The organism is Ideonella sp. (assembly GCF_044358605.1).
Taxonomy (GTDB): Bacteria; Pseudomonadota; Gammaproteobacteria; order Burkholderiales; family Burkholderiaceae_C; genus Ideonella.
On the sequence record NZ_JBIKNQ010000029.1, the window covers coordinates 37,650 to 57,222 of the forward strand.

18 protein-coding genes are annotated in these 19,573 nt (G+C 61.9%); 15 read left to right on the top strand and 3 right to left on the bottom strand.

Translation table 11 applies throughout. The annotated features are described in order from the left end of the window. Positions 1–13 precede the first annotated feature (13 nt). Positions 14–1,189 (bottom strand): acyl-CoA dehydrogenase family protein, encoded by a 1,176-nt coding sequence (locus ACIQ3Q_RS11840; RefSeq protein ID WP_396269284.1) that lies wholly within the window; start codon positions 1,187–1,189, stop codon positions 14–16. A gap of 206 nt (positions 1,190–1,395) precedes the next feature. On the opposite strand from ACIQ3Q_RS11840, the gene ACIQ3Q_RS11845 reads away from it, so the two are divergent. From ACIQ3Q_RS11845 to ACIQ3Q_RS11915, 15 genes are all read left to right on the top strand, one after another. Further along, positions 1,396–2,055: an alpha/beta hydrolase gene (locus tag ACIQ3Q_RS11845; protein WP_396269285.1), complete on the top strand. Its 660-nt coding sequence runs from the start codon at positions 1,396–1,398 to the stop codon at positions 2,053–2,055. A gap of 129 nt (positions 2,056–2,184) precedes the next feature. Further along, a complete protein-coding gene (acpS, locus tag ACIQ3Q_RS11850; RefSeq protein ID WP_396269286.1) occupies positions 2,185–2,640 on the top strand; it encodes a holo-ACP synthase in 456 nt (151 codons plus the stop codon). A gap of 21 nt (positions 2,641–2,661) precedes the next feature. Next, positions 2,662–2,910: an acyl carrier protein gene (locus ACIQ3Q_RS11855; RefSeq protein ID WP_396269287.1), complete on the top strand. Its 249-nt coding sequence runs from the start codon at positions 2,662–2,664 to the stop codon at positions 2,908–2,910. A gap of 13 nt (positions 2,911–2,923) precedes the next feature. Then, complete coding sequence (locus tag ACIQ3Q_RS11860; protein WP_396269288.1) at positions 2,924–5,449, top strand: glycosyl hydrolase 2 galactose-binding domain-containing protein; 2,526 nt, start codon at positions 2,924–2,926, stop codon at positions 5,447–5,449. Between the two features lie 2 nt (positions 5,450–5,451). Next, a complete protein-coding gene (locus ACIQ3Q_RS11865; RefSeq protein WP_396269301.1) occupies positions 5,452–6,834 on the top strand; it encodes an alpha/beta fold hydrolase in 1,383 nt (460 codons plus the stop codon). Between the two features lie 436 nt (positions 6,835–7,270). After that, positions 7,271–8,467: a DUF1972 domain-containing protein gene (locus ACIQ3Q_RS11870; RefSeq protein WP_396269289.1), complete on the top strand. Its 1,197-nt coding sequence runs from the start codon at positions 7,271–7,273 to the stop codon at positions 8,465–8,467. Next, positions 8,464–9,579: a polysaccharide biosynthesis/export family protein gene (locus ACIQ3Q_RS11875; RefSeq protein ID WP_396269290.1), complete on the top strand. Its 1,116-nt coding sequence runs from the start codon at positions 8,464–8,466 to the stop codon at positions 9,577–9,579. Before ACIQ3Q_RS11870 ends, ACIQ3Q_RS11875 begins: the two co-directional genes overlap by 4 nt. Before the next feature lie 80 nt (positions 9,580–9,659). After that, positions 9,660–10,973, top strand: coding sequence for a hypothetical protein (locus tag ACIQ3Q_RS11880; RefSeq protein ID WP_396269291.1), 1,314 nt, complete (start codon positions 9,660–9,662; stop codon positions 10,971–10,973). Positions 10,974–10,977: 4 nt separating this feature from the next. After that, positions 10,978–11,619, top strand: coding sequence for a hypothetical protein (locus ACIQ3Q_RS11885; protein ID WP_396269292.1), 642 nt, complete (start codon positions 10,978–10,980; stop codon positions 11,617–11,619). Next, complete coding sequence (locus tag ACIQ3Q_RS11890; protein ID WP_396269293.1) at positions 11,619–13,100, top strand: O-antigen ligase family protein; 1,482 nt, start codon at positions 11,619–11,621, stop codon at positions 13,098–13,100. Before ACIQ3Q_RS11885 ends, ACIQ3Q_RS11890 begins: the two co-directional genes overlap by 1 nt. Continuing rightward, positions 13,097–14,542: a lipopolysaccharide biosynthesis protein gene (locus tag ACIQ3Q_RS11895; RefSeq protein WP_396269294.1), complete on the top strand. Its 1,446-nt coding sequence runs from the start codon at positions 13,097–13,099 to the stop codon at positions 14,540–14,542. The genes ACIQ3Q_RS11890 and ACIQ3Q_RS11895 overlap by 4 nt, the downstream gene beginning before the upstream one ends. A 9-nt stretch (positions 14,543–14,551) precedes the next feature. After that, positions 14,552–15,670, top strand: a complete 1,119-nt coding sequence (locus tag ACIQ3Q_RS11900) for a glycosyltransferase family 4 protein (protein ID WP_396269295.1) — start codon at positions 14,552–14,554, stop codon at positions 15,668–15,670. A 12-nt stretch (positions 15,671–15,682) separates the two neighbouring features. Continuing rightward, the gene (locus tag ACIQ3Q_RS11905) at positions 15,683–16,516 is read left to right on the top strand and encodes a PIG-L deacetylase family protein (protein ID WP_396269296.1); all 834 of its coding nucleotides are present in this window, start codon (positions 15,683–15,685) and stop codon (positions 16,514–16,516) included. Positions 16,517–16,523: 7 nt separating this feature from the next. Next, positions 16,524–17,552 (top strand): GNAT family N-acetyltransferase, encoded by a 1,029-nt coding sequence (locus ACIQ3Q_RS11910; RefSeq protein WP_396269297.1) that lies wholly within the window; start codon positions 16,524–16,526, stop codon positions 17,550–17,552. Between the two features lie 47 nt (positions 17,553–17,599). After that, positions 17,600–18,538 carry a glycosyltransferase family 2 protein gene (locus ACIQ3Q_RS11915; protein ID WP_396269298.1) on the top strand — a complete coding sequence of 313 codons (939 nt, stop codon included), beginning with the start codon at positions 17,600–17,602 and terminating at the stop codon, positions 18,536–18,538. Between the two features lie 29 nt (positions 18,539–18,567). Here ACIQ3Q_RS11915 and ACIQ3Q_RS11920 read toward each other — a convergent pair whose 3' ends face one another. Further along, positions 18,568–19,308, bottom strand: coding sequence for a TadE/TadG family type IV pilus assembly protein (locus tag ACIQ3Q_RS11920; protein WP_396269299.1), 741 nt, complete (start codon positions 19,306–19,308; stop codon positions 18,568–18,570). Continuing rightward, positions 19,305–19,573 (bottom strand): DUF192 domain-containing protein (locus ACIQ3Q_RS11925; RefSeq protein ID WP_396269300.1); only part of this gene is annotated, 269 nt, incomplete at its 5' end. The genes ACIQ3Q_RS11925 and ACIQ3Q_RS11920, both read right to left, overlap by 4 nt.

Genomic DNA, 19,573 nt, shown 5'->3' on the forward strand with positions numbered 1-19,573 from the left:
GGTGGATTCAGTCTCAGTCGTCTTTGTGGACCAGCAGCAGGGCGGCGCTCTTGGCAGCAATACGGTCATTCGAGACCATCAGCGAGCCCGACAGCGCGTCGCGCAGCGGGCGGCCCATGGCGTAGGGGCCGTCGTTCTTGTAGCCTTGAATGCCCACGATCTGCAGCGCGGCAATCACGATCTGCGGCGTGGCTTCAGAGGTAGAGATCTTCAGGTTGTTCATACGCAGCGCCCAGCTCAGGCTGCTGTAGGACTCGACTTTGTCGCCTGCGGCCACAAAGCCGTCGTACTCATCGGCGATGGCCAAGATCTGCTGGCGAATGAGCTGCAGCCGGGTGTTCAGCTCGGCCAAGGGCAGGGCTTGGGGCGGCACGGTGCCGGGGTTTTTGCGGGCCAGGGTGCGCACGTACTGGGCCGCCTTGCCATAGGCGCCGGCGGCGATGCCCATCCATAGCGCCGACCACAGAATGTGCGAGTAGGGCACCATGGATGCAGCCGAAATCTCGGCGTAATCCACCGGCAGCACATGGTCGACGGGGCCTGTGGCGCTGAACTTATAGCCCGGGCTGCAGGTGCCGCGCATGCCCAGCGTGTCCCAGGTGCTGGTTTGCTCCAGGGTCAGGTCGGCCCGGCGGTTGTAGACCAAGCACTGGTCGTTGGCCGCAGAGTCGGCCGCCTTGCGGCAGGTCACCAAGATCACGTCGGCATCGGCGCAATAAGAGCCGGTGGTGGCGTCTTTGTTCAGGCGGTAGGTGTCGCCCATTTTCTCTACGGCGCAAATACTGCTGCGGGTGTCGCCAAAAGTGCCCACTTCAGAGGTGATGGAGGCGATGAGGTGCTGGTGCTCGCACAACTCGCGCACCCGCTGCAGCAGCGTGGGGTTGCCGCCGGTATTGCGCATCAAGCAGGCCACTTGGCTGTAGTGCATGGTCAGCACCATGGCTGCCGAGGCGCATCCCGGGGCCAGGGCTGCGACGATCTGCGCCAACTCCCGCATGGAACAGCCCGACCCGCCGAGTTCACGGGGCACGGGGGCCGACATCAACTTGGCGCCGCGCATGGCCTCCACCGCTTCCCAGGGGAAACGGCCTTTGACGTCCACATCATTGGCATGCAAGGCGGAAACGTCCTTGCTGATGTGGTGAGAGGCTTCCAGCAAGGTCTCAAAAGAGGGGGCGAGGGTGGACATGAAGCGTTTCCGGTAAAAACAGGGTGGCTGGTGGGCTTCTCGTCTGAAGGCCATGCCTTGAATTTTGCGGGCAATGCGCCAGTTGTTCGCGAAATCAAGCTCACGAAACAGTGAGCCTCGCGAGAAAATCACGCGAAATTTTGTCTCTGGCAGGGGATCGCATCAAGCTTGCGCCGACGGGCTTGTCTTTCACCTGCTTTTTCGTCATGTCCTCACTTTCCTTGAATACATCAGCCGACGCACCGCGCTGTCAGGTGCTGCTGCTGCATGGCTTGACCATGTTGCCCCAAACCCTGGAGCCCTTTGCCAAGGTGCTGGAGCCTCAGGCCGTGGTGCGTTGTCCTGCAGGCCCGGTGCACTACCCTGATGGCTCACTGTCCTGGTGGCCGGTCGATCTGGCCAAGCGTGAAGCCACATTGGCGCTAGGGCCTGTGGACTTGGCCCAGCGCTCCCCCAAAGAGCGTGCGCGTGCGAGGGCGGCCTTGCATGAGGCTGCCCTGGCAGCTCGGGCGGAACACCCTGAGCTGCCGTTGGTGCTGGCCGGCTTCTCGCAAGGCGGAATGCTGGCGGTGGACTACCTGCTGCAGCATGCTGATGCGCAGGCCGATGCCCTGGCCTTGATGTCGGCGTCGCGCATTGACCTCGAGACCTGGCAGCCTTTGCTGCCGCGCCTGGCCGACATGCCGGTGTGGCTCACCCATGGCCGAGCTGACAAAGATCTGGCCTTCAGTGCGGGCGAAGGTTTGCGCGACATGTTGCACAGCGCTGGCGCTCAGGTGCAGTGGCAGGCCTTTGATGGCGGGCATGAGTTGGCTATGGTGGTGTGGCGAGGGCTGAGACGCTTTGTCCATGGCCTCTACCCATGATGACGTTAGCTCCGTTATCGTCCGCCCGCCTCTGGCCCCTAGGGGCCGGTGCAACCAGCCTGTGCTCCTGGCGCACGGGTGGTCGGTGACATTGAGCCCTTTGTTTTCAACGCTGCCACCGTCCCCACCATGCAGTCCCTCCAGATCGACCCCCGCTGGGCAGCCCAGGCTGTTCCGGGCTTGCGCCTGTGTGCAGGCATCGATACCGTGGCCTTGTCGTCCCTGCGGGAATCCCTGGCGGCGTTTGGTCCGCGCTTTGTGCAGCGCTTGTTCACCGCTCAAGAGCAAGCCGTTGCGGCCGAAAGCGTCGATGGGGGCGTAGAGCGCTTGGCAGCGCGCTTTGCCGCCAAAGAAGCGGCCATCAAGGCTTTTGGCTTGTCTGAGGTGGGCGTCGATTGGCGACAGATTGAAGTGTTTAGCCTGCCCTCTGGCGCGCCGGAGCTGCGCCTGCATGGCCGAGCCCTGGCGCATGCCCAGGCGTTGGGCGTGCGCAGCATGACGGTATCTTTGAGCCATGACGGCGAGCAGGCCTGTGCCTTGGTCGTTGCCGTGGCCCATGAGACCGCATGCCCCGAATGTGTTTGACTTTTTACTTGGAGATTTCTCATGAGTGCTTCTGTTGCTGAGCGCATCCGCGCCATCCTCGCCAAGCATGGCAAGCTGTCGCAAGACGCTGCAGGCTTGGCCGCTGATGCTGACCTGTACGCTGCGGGCATGACCTCGCATGCCAGCGTCAATGTCATGTTGGCGCTGGAAGGCGAGTTCGACATTGAGTTCCCCGACCACTTGCTGACCCGCGCTGTGTTCTCCAGCGTGGCGGCGATCCAGGCGGCCGTTGAAGAGCTGACCGCCTAAGGGGTCTTTCGCCATGCGCCGTCTTGCTCGCGTCCCCGACAGCCCGCTGTGCCAGCCCTTGCAGGGCCAGTGGGCCATGGCGCGGCAGGAGGGCGATGCAGCACCAGACGAGGGCGCAGACTGGATCGCCTTGCCCGGCCCCATGACCGTGGCGGCCGGGTTGCAGCAGGCCGGTCTTTGGAGCTTGGCCTCGTCAACCCGAGACTTTGACCAAGAAGGCTGGTGCTTCCGATGCCGGTTTGATGCGCCAGTGGGCGCTGAGCCTGGTCAGCCGCTGTGCTTGGGGCTGGACGGCCTGGCCACGCTGGCCAGCGTCAGCTTGAACGGTGAAGCGCTGCTGCACAGCCAGAACATGTTTCGTCAGCATGAGCTGCTGCTCCCGCAGGGCGTGAGGCCGCTCGGCAATGAGCTGCTGATTCGCTGCGAGCCCTTGGCCCCTCTGCTGGCCCAGCGGCGTGGCCGCCCGCGATGGCGCACGCCCATGGTGCCCCAGCAGCAATTGCGCTGGGTGCGGACCACCCTCCTGGGTCGCACGCCGGGCTGGTCTCCCAATGCGCCGGCCATAGGCCCTTGGCGCGGGGTGTGGTGCGAACCACTGGCGGCCCGCCGCTTGACCCACCTGAGCTGGCAGGCTGAGGTGGTCGAAGGCCAAGGCCGGCTGCGTGTGTCGCTGGCCACTCAGGACTGTGAGGCCCTGCGCGGGGCCTTCATCTACGTGGTGTGCGGCGAGCAGCAGGTGCAAGCCGGTCTGCAACTGGGCGACGACGGGCACTGGCAGGCGGAGGCGGTGGTGCCGCAGCCCGCCTTGTGGTGGCCGCACACCCACGGCCGGCCTGCGCTCTACCAGGTGTCGCTGCACTGGCCAAGTGGCGAGGCTGCGCAGCACTTAGGCCACGTGGGCTTCAGGACGGTGACGCTGGACACCGCCCAGCAAGGCTTTGGCCTGCAAGTCAACGGTGTGCCCGTTTTTGCCCGGGGGGCCGTGTGGACACCGTCTGACGCGCTGTCGCTGCACGCCCCTGCGGCGCAGTACCAAGACCTGCTGCAGCCGCTGTGTGCAGCGGGGCTGAACATGCTGCGCTTGGCTGGGCCTATGGTGTATGAATGCCCCGCTTTCTTCGACGCCTGCGACGCGCTGGGCGTGATGGTGTGGCAAGACCTGATGTTCGCCAATATGGACTACCCCGGCGAGGACGCGGCCTTCAGGGCCGAGGTCGAGGCCGAGGTCAGCCAGCAGGCCCAGCAATGGCAGGCCCGTCCCAGCGTGGTGGTGGTCTGCGGTAACTCAGAAGTTGAGCAACAAGCCGCGATGTGGGGTGCGCCGCGCGAGGCCTGGACGCCCGCGCTGTTTCATCAGCACCTGCCCGAGCTGTTGGCTAAGGTGTTGCCAGGCGTGGCTTACTGGCCTTCCAGCGCCCATGGTGGGGCGCTGCCTTTTCAGCCGGCGGTGGGCACTTGTTCTTACTACGGCGTGGGGGCTTACAAGCGCTCCTTGGAGGACGCTGCCAGCAGCCGCCTGAGCTTTGCTACCGAGGCCCTGGCCTTTGCCAACATTCCCGGTGACGACACCTTGGCCACGCTGCGCGAACAGTCTCAGGGCCAGGCGGCTCGGGTGCATGGCCCCGTCTGGAAGCAAGGCGCACCGCGCGACCTGGGCGCCGGCTGGGACTTTGACGACGTGCGCGATCACTACGTGGAAGCCCTCTACGGTGTTCGGGCCGATCAACTGCGCGCTTACGACCCGGCACGGCATCTCATGCTGGGCCGGGCGGCCGTGGCCGAAACCATGGCCGCCGCTTTTGCGCGCTGGCGCTCGGCGGGCTCGGTCTGCCGCGGCGCCTTGGTGTTCACGCTGCGCGACCTGCGCCCCGGTGCAGGCTGGGGCGTCCTGGATGACTGTGGACGGCCCAAGTCAGGCTTTCATGGCTTGGCTGCGGCGTGGCAAGCCCGCAGCTTGCTGCTGACCGATGAGGGGCTGAACGGCGTCACCCTGCAGGTGGTCAACGACCCGGCCGACGCGGTAGCCGGCGAGTTGGAGCTCAAGCTGTTCCGCGATGGGCATGTCTTGGTGGCCGAAGGCCGCGCACCGGTGGCGGTGGCGGGCCATTCAGTCACGGCGGTGCCGGCGCAGGCTTTGCTCGAGGGCTTTCTGGACATCAACTGGGCCTATCGCTTTGGGCCGCCGGTGGCCAATGTGCTGTGGGCCTGCTGGCGCAATGAGCAAGGCGATGTGCTGTCCGAGCGCTTGATGTTCCTCCCTACGGTGGCGGGCTTGCAGGGGCAAGAGCTGGGCTTGAGCGCCCGGGCCGAGGCCCAAGCTGATGGGTCACGACGCGTGACGGTGGGCACCCAGCGCGCGGCGCGTGGCCTGCACTTTGAGGCCGAAGGCTGGGTGGCGGACCACGAGTGGTTTGACTTGGCCCCGGCCGGTTCACGCACGGTGGTTTTGAGACCCAGTGGCCCCAAAGTGCGCGCATTCCGCGGCCTGGTGCAGGCCATCAATGGCTTAACGCCCGCTGTGATCAGCGGAGGGGCTTGAGCGTGCAGCCGGGCTTGGGCCTCGCTGCGCAGCCGTTCTACCTCGACACCCGGGGGGGCTCGGTGCTGTGCTGGTGGCATGCCCCGGCGCAGGCAGCCGTGGCGCATCCGGTGTTGATGTGCCCAACCTGGGGCGACGAAGAGATCGGCGCCTACGCGGGCTGGCGCGCGCTGGCGCTGAGCCTTGCGCAGCAGGGCGTGCCTGTGTTGCGCTTGGACTTACCCGGAGAGGGCGACAGTTTGGCGCGGCCATCCGGGGCTTCAGCCTGGTCAAGCTGGGTGGATGCTCTGGAAGATGCGGCCTCGGCGCTGCGGCAAGTGACGGGCGCGCCCAAGGTCCACCTCTTAGGTTTGCGCTTGGGTGCCTTGATGGCAGCGCAGGTGGCTGACCGCCTGCGTCAGCGCGCTGATCTCGTCGCCTCGCTGCTGCTCGTGGCGCCGGTAGCCTCCGGTCGCGCCTTTTTGCGCGAGGCTCGTCTGCTCAGCCAGGGTGCGGTGGACGAGCCCTTGCAGGAGGGAGAGGCCGTCGCCGGAGGATTTGTGCTGGACGCCCGGAGTGCCCAGGCAGTGGGTGCGGCCCAGTGGCCGACGTTGCTCGCGCAAAGGCACCCCGCACCGTGTCCGGTGACCATCCTGGAGCGCAGCGACAGGCCTTTGCCTGAAGCCGCCAAAGCTGGGCTCGCGGCTTGGGCTGGCGTTGAAGCCATGGTCTGCACAGGGCGTGATGATCTTGCAGGAGTGACAGACACCGCACATTCCGCAGTCTGGCCAGACTTGAGTGGGCCATTGCTCGACAGCTTGCTTCAGCCAGGCTTCCCTCCGACCGACTGCGCTGACCTTGTGTGGCCTGCGGCCTGTGCTGTGGCAGGCTCTGGTTGGACTGAAGAGGTTGTGACCTATGGCCCCGGCTTGGTAGCGCAATGCACGCGGCCCTTGAGCAGAGCTGTGCGTGCGACAGTTTTTTTGTCCAGCGGTGCGGAGCGGCGCATTGGACCGCATCGGCTATGGGTCGCCTACGCGCGGGAACGCGCCGCCGAGGGCGAGCTGTGCCTGCGGCTTGACCTGGCGGGCCTCGGGGAGAGCGCGGCTCGTGCTGCGAGCGAGCCCACGGCCCGCGCGGACGTCGTCTACGATGCTCGGTGCGTGGAGGATGTGCGTGCTGCCCTGCAGTGGTTGACGCAAACTGAAGGGGTGACGCAGGTTCGCCTGGTGGGCTTATGCTCGGGGGCTTATCACGCGTGGCGCTGCGCCGTCTCAGGACTAGGCCTTGAGCAAGTGGTGGTGATCACCCCTCGGTCTATCACTGGCGTTCTGGCATGTCTCTGGACCCGACTCACCATGCTTTTGGACAGATCGATATTGCGCACGGCGCAGTACGCTCCTTGAAAGACCCTGCTCGCTGGTTGAAGTTGTTGCGGGGGCAGGTGCATGTCAATGTGATTGTCCGGGCTGTTTGGGCCCGTCTCCTGGGTCGAGTGCAAGACGTTTCTCGCCATTGGGGGCGGCGACTGCACTGGCCACTGCCTGAGGATGTGGTGAGCGACTTGAGACAAGTGATCCGTCACGGAACTCCCCTGACCTTTGTGTTCTCCGAGGGTGACCCCGGACAGGCCTTGCTGCGCCAACTGGCCGGCCCTGACTTGCAGACGGTCATGGCCAGCACTTGCGTGCACTTGACCACGATTGAGCGTGCGGATCACACCTTTTCTACGCGAAGTGGCCGCGATAGCTTGTATAACTGTTTGAATAGCATCCTCTCGGCGGTGAGTGATTCACCCGACCTTGAGGATCAGAATTTGGCGTCTTTGGCGCACCTGCAGTCATGACCAACACTCAATCGCGCCGAATTGCCATCATGGGCATTCGTGGTGTGCCCGCGCAACATGGCGGTTTCGAAACTTTTGCTGAACGTTTGGCGCCATATCTTGTGCGTTGCGGATGGGAAGTCACCGTTTACTGCCAAGAAGACCAAAAGGGTTTATTGACTGAATCTGAGTGGCAAGGGGTTCGGCGCGTCCACATTGGCGTGGGCGAAGACACCGCCTTGAACAGCATCCACTTCGATTGGGCTTGTATCAAGCATGCCGTGCGCGAAAAGACACCGCTGGTGCTGACGCTCGGTTACAACACTGCGGTGTTGGGTCTGAGATTGCGCGCGGCTGGCATTTGCCATGTGATCAATATGGATGGCATTGAATGGGCCCGTGACAAATGGGGCCCGTTGGCCAAGGCTTGGTTGTATCTGAACGATTGGGCGGGGTGCATGGGGGGGAGTCACTTGCTGGCCGATCACCCCATGATTGCTCGCCACTTGGCTGGGCGGGTCCACAAACGCAAGATCAGCACCATTCCCTATGGCACCGACATCATCCGGGAGGCCTCCACCCGCCTGTTGGCGCCATTGGGCGTTGAGCCGGGCCAGTTTGTGACGTTGATTGCGCGCGCCGAGCCTGAGAACTCGGTGTACGAGATCGTCCGGGCGTTTTCCGCGCGTGCCCGTGGGGTCAAACTGCTGGTTTTGGGCAGTTACAAACCTCAGCAAAGCGCGTTTCACGCCAAAGTCATGGCAGCGGCCAGCCAAGAAGTGGTCTTCGCCGGAGCGATCTATGACCATGAGGTCGTCAACGCTTTGAGGCTGCACGGGCTACTTTATTTGCATGGACACCAAGTAGGAGGCACAAATCCGTCACTGGTTGAGGCCATGGGTGCTGGAAATCCGGTTCTGGCACACGACAATCGCTTTAATCGCTGGGTGGTTCGTGAAGGGGCCTGGTATTTCAAGGACTCAGACAGTTGTGCTGAAGCCTTGGATGCCTTGTTGGCTGATCCTGAAGAACGCCAGCGGATGTCGCGGGCCAATCGCCAGAGGGCAGTCGAAGCCTTCAGTTGGCCCGTGGTTTTGTCGCAATACGAAGTGACGCTGAGCGTGCTGTATGGGCGGGCGGCTGGGGCTACGGGCGATGTAACGCCTCCCTATGCCGGCAGCCTGGATACCGTGAATACGATTGACCTGTTATGAACCCCACTCGCCAAGCCTCATTCAGTCTGGCCCGTGTGCTCCGCCTTATCGCGGGGCTGTTGGTCGTGGTCAGCCTAGGCGCCTGCAGCAGCCTCAAGCCACCGGTTCAATCGTCCGGCCCCGTGCCGTTTCTTCGCCTGGACATGGACGGCCAAGTAGCGGCGGCTCAGGCTTCGGCCGAGGTGGGCGCCTTGCCAGGCGGCATGGAGACCGAGCCAGCGCTGCCACCTTACCGGTTTGGTGTGGGCGATGAGTTTGATCTGCGTGTCCCCGACGCGCCGCAGTTCGACTTGGCATTGAAAGTTCGGCCCGACGGCAAGGTCAGCCTGCCCATGATTGGCACATTGCATGTCAAAGGAAGATCGCCCGAAGACGTGCAGGATGAGGTGCGGGAGCGTCTGACGGCTTTATCCGGCGGCCCGGGCAGTCGCGAGTACTTGCTTCACACCAACGATGAGTTGGAAATCAAGTTTCCCTACATGCCCACGCTCAATGAGTCGGTGCGGGTGCGGCCGGATGGCAAGCTGCAACTGCAGATGGTGGGCGTGGTGCAGGCTGAGGGCCTGAGCCCCGAGGAGTTGCAGGCTCAACTTAAGCAGCGCTACGCTAAGTTTCTGCGCTCGCCGGAGGTGTCCGTCTTGGTGCGAACCTTCGGCACGCAAAACGTCCGGGTAGGCGGCGAGGGCACTGGCCGAGCGGGTTTGGCCAATCTCAGGCCCAACATCATTGCGCGGAGCACCCAAGCCACCCAGGTTTTTGTGGGCGGCGAAGTGGCGCGCCCAGGCGTGTTGGCTTATCGCCCGGGTCTGTCTTTGCTCCAGGCTTTGATCGAAGCCGGTGGTCAACTGCCCAGTGGCGACGTGACGCAGATGGTCATCTTGCGCCGAGGGGCTAACGACAAGGTGGAGGTCTTCCCGCTGCGTTTGTCTGCCACCTACTTCAGAGCGCCGAACAAGGACATCCAACTTCAACCCTTCGACGTGGTGCTGCTGCCTAAGTCGGGTATCTCCACGCTGGGTGATCAGCTGAACCAATATGTATTCAATTTGTTCCCACTGATCCGGAACAGCGCAGTTGGCCTGTCCTACAACTTGCGCTCCAACACCCCATGAGCGCGGGCCAAACTCCTTACAGCGTCATGTCCTCCACACAGTCCCTTTTCAGCCCTCCAGGCAGTGCCGCAGAACCGGCGATGACCCTGCAAGACGGCTTGGCCATGCTCGCAAGGCAGGCCATCTTGATCCTGATCACCATGGCAGTGCTTACTGCTGTGACCCTGTGGCTGTTGGGTGGGCAGAAGAAGGTCTACACGACGACGGCCCGCATCTGGATCCAGACCGAGCAACAAGGCACGCCAGCTTTTCTTTCGGGTCTGGCCGCCTACCGCGACTCTCCTTATCCGGACCCGGTGGCGCGCAAGATCGAGACGGAGATGGAGCTGCTGATGACGCGCTCCAACGCGGCGGACGTCATTCGCCGCTTCAAGCTCACCGAGGGACAGCTTGCCTTCAAGCCCATGGACCATGTGAAGAACAAGGTCTCCAAGCTGCTGGGCATCGAAGATGATTACGTCGGTGAGGACGCCAAAGTTGGCCCTCCCGTTGATGCCCTGGTGGATCAGTTGCTCAAGGGCATCAAGATCAGCCCACGCCGCTCGGGTACGGCAGACACCTCCTCCAACGTGTTAGAGATTGAGCTGGAGTCCACTGATGGTGAGTTGGCGCCCAAAATCTTGGCTGCGCTCATCGAAGGTTATCTGAAGCTGTCGGCAGAGCAGTCACAGCAACAGGCCACCACCACCAGCCGCCTGATCGAGCGACAGATGATCCAGGCTCGTGACGAGCTGCGTGCCGTGGAGGGCGAGATGACCGAGGTGCTGATGCGCCAAGCGCGTCGAGCTGAGGCCGATGGCACGGGGGGCTCGTTGGTGACCGCACGCACGGGCGCTTCACTGCAAGGTGAGGCCGATGGCGGCTCTGGGCAACTCAAGAATCACATGATGGAGTTGCAGATTCAGTTGGATCAAGCCCGCCAGCTCTACACCGACGATGCGGAGCCCGTGAAGGCGGTGAAGCGGCGCCTCGCAGCGGCAGAGGCCCGCTTGCGTCAGGGAATGGGCGATGGTGTCAGGACCAACGCGGATCTCGGCCGCTTGGAACGGCAACGTAACTTGGCCCAAGAGCGCTATGTCGAGTTGCGCAAGCGACTGGATCAGATCGAGTTGTACCTTCAGGCCAATCAAGAAGAGAACCAAGCCCGCACCGTGGTGGACAACGCCAGTGCGGCCTCTGGCTCAGGCAAGGCCAAGCAGCTTATGTTGATGGTGCTGGGCCCTATCTTGGGCTTGGCCTTGGGCCTGCTGTTGGCGGGTGTGCGTGAATTCATGGACGGACGCATGCGTTCGCCCAAAGATGTCAGACAGACGCTGGGCTTGCCGGTCTTGGGTCAAGTCAGCGAGTTGAGCCGCAAAGCGCGCCGTTCGCTCGAGCAGCACAGAGGTGGGTGAGCGCATGTTTTCCAAGTTGTTTGGCGGATCTGACTTGCCTTCTATCGACACGCTGTCCGTGGACCGCATGGCCTTGCACTTGCGGCAAGACAGCGAAGGCTCCGTTGAGGGGCGCGTGTTTGTCGTCACCAGTGCCAAGCCGGGAGAGGGTAAGTCGCTGATTGCCCGTCTATTGGCCCAAGCGGCCGCTAGGCACCAAGAGGGTGATGTTCTCTTGGTGGACGCAGGTATCACGGCCAACCCGGCCGAAGTGGCTTCGGCGGGCTTGGCGGAGCTATTGTCAGGGGCGCCTTTGGATGGTCTTGTCACCCAAGCTCCCAGTCCATGTCTGTGGCAGCTTTGGCGCGGTAACGGTTATCACGCCAGCCAACTCTTTCGCGGGGCTCGCTTACGTACCGCGCTCGATAAGGTGCGTGCGCGCTTCCCCCTGACAATCATTGACGCCCCTGAGCTATCGGCCTGCGGCGCCTTGCTGGCCTTGGTCGACCAAGCCATTGTGGTGGTGGACACTCGCGTCACCACGGGCGAGGTGGTCAAGCAGGCTTTAGACACCGCATTGGGCGTGGCTTGCGTGGGCCAGGACCGCATTGCGGGTGTGGTGCTCAACCGGCAGTCACAGCGGCAGATTCGCTGGACGGGCGGCTGATGCGCGCCGGGCTCCCCCTGTTGGAGTCCGCCTTCTGGTCGATTCTGGCCTGTGGAGCGGCGGTCGTCTCTGCCATGGTGATGGTGGGGGTGTCGCCGACCAAGTCGGCGGCCATGGTGGCCGTTGTCTTGTGCGGCTGTGTGTTCCTATGGTTGCGGAACTACCGCGCGAGTCTCCTGGCACTGACCTTTGGTCTGGTGCCCATGGACATGAGCAAGGCGATCTTTCCGCCAGTGGAGCTGTATTACTCGCCTGGGCTTTATCTGTATGCCGCGCAAGCCATCTCCATCGTCTTGTTGGGCATGGCTTTTGTGCGCTGGTTCATGGTCACCAAGACTTTGCCCAAACTGGAATCCATTGACGCACTGATCGCCATTTTTCTGGCCTGGGTTTGGATCTCCGCCATCGGCTCACCTCAGGGTCCCTTGGCACTGGCGACGGCGTTGGCCTATACCTTGATTGTGGCGGCCTATTACGCGGCCGTGATCTCGGTGCGAGAGATGCGGGACGTGCGCGCCATCCTGTTTGGTGTGGGCATGATTGTTTTGCTGCAACTCATTTGGGTGGCGCTTCAGGTCGTGACCAAACAACCCTTGGGTTTGCCGGGCAGCAAGAATGAGTCGTCGGCCTTTATGGTGAATTTTGGCGGCGCAGGCGAGGCTATTCGTCCTGGCGGCTTCACGGGGCACCCCAACGGCTTGGCACACCATATGGTGATGGTGATTCCGGTGGTCCTGTCCTTGGCCTTGCTGGGTTATCGCTTCATCGCCGCACGGGTGCTGGCTTTTGTCTGGGCGGTGTTGTTGGTGGCCTCAGTGATGTTGGTGCTGACCTTGTCGCGCGGGGGATGGCTGTCTGCGGGCATTGCGGGAGTCGCGTTGTTCGCCCTGATGATCCGCCTAGGGGCTATCTCAGGGCGCCGCTTGGCTGGTGCGGTGCTGCTGTCGATTGGCGCGCTGATGCTCCTGGTTGCCATGTTTCCGCAGACCATCTTGCGGCTCACGGAGTCTGACGACCGATCCTTTGAAGGACGCATGGTCCTGAACGATCAAGCCATGGCCATCATTGAGGGCAATCCGGTGAAGGGCGTCGGCCTCGGGGCCTACAACCGCTCCACCTACGCCTACAACGGGCCGCTTTATGCCACCGTCTCAGAGGACTTTCAAAAGCAGTTGCGCTCGGTGGTGGTGCACAACGGTTACTTGCTGATGGCGGCTGAGTTGGGTATCCCGGCGCTGCTGCTGTTTTGTGTCATCTTGATCAAGTTCTTGAGAACGCCATGGCCGCTCAAGCGCTTCAAAGACCCGGTCCTGTTGACGCTAGCCATGGGTCTGCTGGCCAGTTTGCTGGGGCAGGCCATCTACTTCAGTTCGGACAATTACTACGTAGACCAGCGTGTTGCCATGCTGTGGATGACTGCGGGCTTGCTGCGTGCAGTCAGCAGGTTGGCCAGTGAATCTGGCCCCGGACCCGCCGCATGAGAAAGCCTAGCACCTTGTGGTCGGCCCTCGGGTCGGCGGTGTTTCTGCGGCTCATCATGGCAGTGGTGAACTTCGGTCAGTTTTGGATCTTCACACGGCTGTTGCCCGCAGAGGAGTTGGGTGGATACGCCCTCATGTTGGGTGTATTGATGATGCTGCACTCCTTGCCCTTATTGGGTTTGTCAGTGCCCTTGATTCGACGCGTTGCCACCGATCCCGAAAAGGCTTCTGAAGAGGTCTCCAACGCCTTTGCCCTGAGTTTGCCGATGGCTATCTTGATGGGGCTTGGTGTTTATGTTTATGGCCTGACTCAGTTCGACGATGCCTTGCACGGCCCGATGGACTGTCTTGCGCTCACCATGATCCCTGTCGCCTGGATCCTGGTGGCGGAGTGCGCCTTGCTGGGGCTCGAACGCATGGACCTGATTGCCAAGGTGCAAGGCCTTGAGGCGTTGGGGCGGCTGATCTTTGGCGTACTGGCCATCAAACTGGGTTATGGCTTGCTGGGTGTGTTTGTCTGCATCTTCGTGTTGAGGTGCATGGTCGCGCTCTATTACAAGATGTCTTCAGTGGTTCCTGACGTCCGTTGGCCGTCAGTCAACTGGGGCTTTCTGCAGCGCAACCTCAGAGAAATCCCAACCTTCATTGGCATTGTGATTCTGGCCGCGCTGATATTGCGGCTGAATGTTTTGGTGCTGGAGTACACACGCGACTTGGCTGAGGTGGCCATTTTTGCGGCCAGCGCCCGCCTCTATGAGGCTGCACTCATGCTCCCAATCATGGCCGCGCAAGCACTGATGCCCACTCTGGCGCGCTTGCTGCAAGAAGATGAAGGTCGTTTCAAGCAGATGTTCCGCGAGGTTCTGGCTCAGATCATGCTGCTGGGCGGCCTCTTCGGCATTGGTCTGGCTGCATTGGCAACCTTGGTGGTGTATGTGATTTACCCGCCCCATTTACAGGCAGCGGGGACTGTGTTTTTCTGGATGGCGCTCGGCACCGCTGTCGCCATGGTTGAGCAAATTCTCTCTTCAGCCATGTTGGCTGCCAAGGCCCAAAGCGCGGACATGCGGAGCCTATTGGTCTCAGCTGTCGTGCTGACCTTGGCCTTGCTGCTGCTGACAGGCCAGTGGGGGGCGATGGGGGCAGCGTGGGCAAGCTTGATCGCGCTCTTGTCCTGCCTGGGAATGCGCATTGTTTGGGCTGCAAAGAGGTTCGCGTTTCCTGAGTTGCCAAGCCTCGCACTGCGTCACTTGTTCAGCTTGTTCATCGGCGTCTTGGGCTTGCGTGCGGTGCACTTTGTGCAGCCGATCGCAGAGCCTCTATGGGCTTTGGTGGCGGGGCTTGTGGCTTGGTACGTGAGTGTTCGACTGAGCGGTGTGCTGAGCGCAGACTGGTGGCATCGCCTGCGGCAGTGGCATGCCAGTGTGCGGGCAACGCGCTGAAGGCCCGCGATGAGAATCCTGCATCTGGATCCCGATGATGTAGACAACCCGGTTTCTGGTGGTGGGCCGATCCGGACGCTGCAACTCTATCGACGCATCGCCAAACATCACGAAGTCACGGTGCTTACGCCGACCTTCGCTGGCTCCACGCCGGAAGTGATCCGAGACGGTATCCGCTACCTGCGCTTGGGCCACAAGATCAGGAATCACGGCTCGTCGCATCACATCACTTACTTGTTCAAGCTCCCGCAGGCGGTGCGTCGCTTCGAGCATGACCTCTTGGTAGAGGACTTCATGCCGCCTTGCGGCGCCACCCATGTGCCGCTGTTCCGCCGTCGCACGGTGCCGCACATTGCGTCAGTGCAGTGGTTCAGTGCCTGGGATTACACCCGCAAGCTCAAGCTGCCCTTTCATTGGGGACAGCAAGTCGGGTTGAAGCTGTATCGCAACTTCATTGTGCTGACACCTTCCATGGAAGCGACGATTCGTCGCTGGAACGATCAGGCCCGCACTGACGTCATTCCCAACGGTGTCGATGATGATCTTTTTGATGTGCCCCTGCAGGCCGGACAAGGCATCTTGTTCATGGGGCGCGTGGAGATCGGCACCAAGGGCATAGATTTATTGTTGGAAGCCTACGCGCGCATTCCGACTGAGCAAAGGCCTCGCTTGACCATTGCAGGTAATTTGCAGGAGCCAGAGCTGTTGCATGCCTGCTTGCAGCGCTGGGGCCTTGAAGGTAAGGTGCAGATCTTTGGTCGCTACAGCCCCGAGCAGCGTCGTGAACTGTTGAGAACTCACCGCTGCCTGGCCATGCCCTCACGAATTGAGACCTTCGGGATGACCGTGGCGGAGGCCAATGCGGCCGGCAAACCGGCGGTGGTGTGGGACCAGGCGCCGATGAACGAGGTGTCCTCGACGGCTTGCTGGCGTGTTGCGCCCTATGACGTAGAAGGCTACAGCCAAGCGCTGATCCAAGCGTGCGCTGCCCCTGACCATGAACTTCTGCTCAGGGGAGCGCTCGCCCGTGAACAAGCGCGACGATTTAATTGGGATACTGTCGCCGCTCTGCAAATGGCAGTGTACGAAGATGTTCGAGACCGTTGGCTTCAGGCCCGGGCGCGGTGAGGTTTTGCCGACATGATGTTGATTCAAATTTTGCGCCAAACGGTGGTTCGATTTCTGCGGCCAGATGCGCGCAACTCATTGGCCATTGCCCTGATGCTGTCTGGTCACGACCGCTGGCCTCGCCCCATTGATGCTTGGCCAGAACGCAAAGTGCTGGTCATCAGCCCCCACGCCGATGATGAAGCCATTGGCTGTGGTGGGACGATCCTCAAGCATGTGGCGCAAGGGGCCGAGGTGACCGTCTTGCAACTCACAGATGGGCGCAATGGCTGCAAGCGGCTGCAAGACCCCACTCTGCCCGCCGACGAACGCGCTGCCTTGGTCGCTTGGGTGCGCCAGACTCGCGAAGCCGAGGCCCGAGCCTGGGCTGCTGGCGCGGGCGTGCAGGCGGTAGAGTTTCTGGGCATTCCTGACAGCGAAGTCGACGCCTCTACCCATGCTGTCGCGGGCTTGAGGGCCGTGCTGGAGCGCTTTCAACCGGATTTGATCTACGTCCCCGCGATCACCGACTTGCTGGAAGACCATTGGCGGGCCAACCTTTTGCTGGACGCAGCATTGAACGCCACGCCGGGGCCGTGGCAGCAGCGACTGCTGCTGCGCTCTTATGAAGTGTGGAGCCCTGTACCCGCCAATCGCACGGTCGACATATCGGCGGAGTTCCCCCGCAAGCTGGCCTTGCTCAAGCTCTATAAGAGTCAATTGGCTGATGTGGATTACTGTCGCGCCATAGAGGGCTTGAACACCTATCGCTCCACTCTGTTGGCGCGCACCGGGCAAGGCTATGCTGAGGCCTTTCTGGAGGCCAGTTTGCCGGGCTGGCGTGCCATTTTGGCAGGTCGAAACTAAGGGCATCATGACTTCGCAGAAGGCAGTGCCCATCCAAGTCAGAGAGGCAACCGCCGCTGACGATGAAGGCGTGAATCGGCTGTTCCACACGGTTTTCGGTGTCGAGCGATCAGCCGAGCACTTTCGCTGGAAGGTTTACGAGAACCCAGACGGCCCCATGGTGGCTCTGGTGGCTATTGCCGACACTGATATTGTGGGTTACTACGGTTTTTGGCCCACGGCCATGCGCCTCGGTGGCAAACGTGTGCTCGGTGGCCAAGCCCTCGACATCATGCTGCACCCGGACCATCGCGGCCTGCCCTTGGCCCTGCGCTTGTGTAGCGAATGCATAGAGCTGGCTGGGCAACGCGGCATGCAATTGCTGTACGGCTTGCCGAATGTATTGGCCCTCAAACTGCAGGTCAGCAAGCTCAACTCCGACCATGTTGGCGATGTGCCTCTTTGGGTGCGGATCCTTGACCCGCGAGAGTCATTGGGCATTGCCGGTCCAAGAGGTTGGGCAGTTCGGGCTTTGGGGCTCTTGTCTTTAGGGTCCTCTCAAGGGTTCGAGACACGGCAAGGCGCCCCCACAGAGGCCGAGCTTGCAGACTTTCTGGGGCGTGCCAAGTTGCCGCACGGCCGTTTACGTGTGGCCCCTACGCCTGGACGTTTGCTCTGGCGATTTGGCCCCCATGCGCAACGCAACTACGTTTGGCACACCGCTTGGCGGAATGGGCAGCTGGAGGGTTTGGTGGTGGTGGGCGACCACACATTGCCGCGCATGGCTTTGCTCTCGGAGATGCTGGGTGTGGCGGACGCTCCGCAAGAAGCAGCGCTGCAGCAAGCCCTGCTCTCGCTGAAGCGCCAGGGCGTCACCGCTGTGCACGCCATGTCGACCACCGGCCCCAGAGACCTGGTCATGAAAGCCTGCGGTTTCAGGCGACGCCGTGTGGCCCAACCCTTGGTGGTGCACAAGCCTTTGCCTGTGACGCTGCCTGCCAACCCGCATGTCTTTGAAGACTGGGTGGTGTTTGGGGCAGACCATGATGTGTATTGACCAGCAGGGCATTTCCGTCCGAAGAACCTGCCACAGCGAGCTCGAGCATGATTGACGTCTCCATCATCGTGGTGAATTGGAATGTGCGCGACCTGTTGCGCCTGTGCTTGCAATCATTGCGGGACCAAGCTGGCTTGCCCATGGCACGCATGCAGGTCATCGTGGTGGATAACGCCTCTGCAGATGGCAGCGCGGCCATGGTCGCTGCCGAGTTCCCTGAAGCCACTCTACTGGCCAATCAAGACAACTTGGGCTTTGGCAAGGCCAATAACCAAGCCTTGCCTTTGTGTCAGGGGCGCCATGTCCTGCTTTTGAACCCGGACACCGTGGTGCTGGACGGCGCTATTGGCAAGCTCGTCGCTTTGATGGACAGACAGCCCGAGGTGGCCGTGGCCGGTTGCCGCTTGCTCAATGGCGACATGAGTTTGCAGCGATGGACGGGTGGCGCTTATCCGCGCCTGCTGAATTTGGCCAATCACTACTTTTTCCTAGACCGCTTGCTGCCGGCGTCATGGCGGCCCATGCCGCTTTACCTCGACCGGGATGTGCCGCAGAACATGGAAGTCGATTGGGTCAGCGGTGCCTGCATGATCTTGCGCGGCAGCGCCTTGGGTGGACGCCTTTTTAACCCCGACTACTTCATGTATGGCGAAGATATGGAGTTGTGCCATCGCTTGAAGCAGGCGGGTGGCCGAGTGCTCTACACGCCCGAGGCGTCCATCATCCACTACCAAGGCGAAAGCATGAAGCAGCAGCAAGGCGATGTGCTGCTATCTTCGCTGAAAGGCCCTCGGCAGTTCTATCGTCAGATGCGAGGAGGCCAAGGTCTGTGGCTCTATGACTTCGTCACCTGGGCCGGGTTTGCCCTACGCTGGGCGCTGTATGCGCTGGCCAGTGCTCTTCCAGGTGGTAGCCGTTGGCGGGACAAAGCGGCTTCGAGTCGCGGGATGATGGGTCGCGCTTGGAAGATTCTGCTCAGCCCTTGAGCGGGCTTGGCGCCCATGCTGCTTAACCCTTAGGGGTACTCGAGTGCGTCCGACTGCATTTGCAGGGTGGCATAGGCCTGCAGTGGGATGTAGCCGCCAAAGCCATCGGCATCCGCCCCGGCATCCACCATGGCGGCAAACAACGGGTCCACGGTCAGGCCGAGCTGGCGCTGGGAGGCCAGCACCAAACGATAGGCCGTCATTACCAAGGGCACCCGAGGTTGATAGGCCATGATGACGCGGATGCGCAGGACATTGGCGTCTTGAATCGTTTGCCCAGAGCTGGGGCCGACCACTACCGGCCGGTACTCCAGCCCGCTGTTAGGGATCACGCGCAAGCCGCCTGGCTGAGTCATCAAGGCCGGATCAGCCCAATCGTTGAAGCTGGCGGTGGTGGGGTTGATCACGGTGATGACTCGCCAATTGGTCTTCAGCACCTTGCCCTGAGTGATATCAATGGCCTGTTTCGCACGGTCGCGAGACACCTGCAGCTGCGCGTCGTTCAAGCCGCCCCCGTACATCGGCACCATGGCGTCCGTAAGGGCCTTCAACATCACGTCCGGGTTGGCCGAGTTGACCGCCCCTGCACGCGCGGCCATAAAGGTCGCATGGTTGAGTTGGTTCTTGGCAAAAAACAGCAGGCCATGGTGGATCAAAACCATGGTCAACAAGAGCAGTACCGGCGCCACGATGGCCATTTCTACCATCGTGGCTCCACGCTGTGTGGGGCGCGAAGTGCGGCTCAAGAGGGGAAGAGATAGGGCGTTCATGGTGACTCGGTCCCCAAGCGTGCACAGGGCAGTAGAGCCGCCAGCGAGTCACCCACCTTGATGCCGAGCCGGTGGATAGAGCCAGCGCTCAGTTCCAAGGTGTGCACGGCCGCTCGCCCACCCAAATGAAACCGCCAAGGCTTGAGTCCAGGGGCGAGCCTGACCACGTTGGCAGTCCGATCCAGGTAAACAACGTCAATGGCAAAGCGCATGAAGCAGGTGTGAATGCTGTCGCAGCGGGTGATGAGCAAGCCTTCATCCTGTC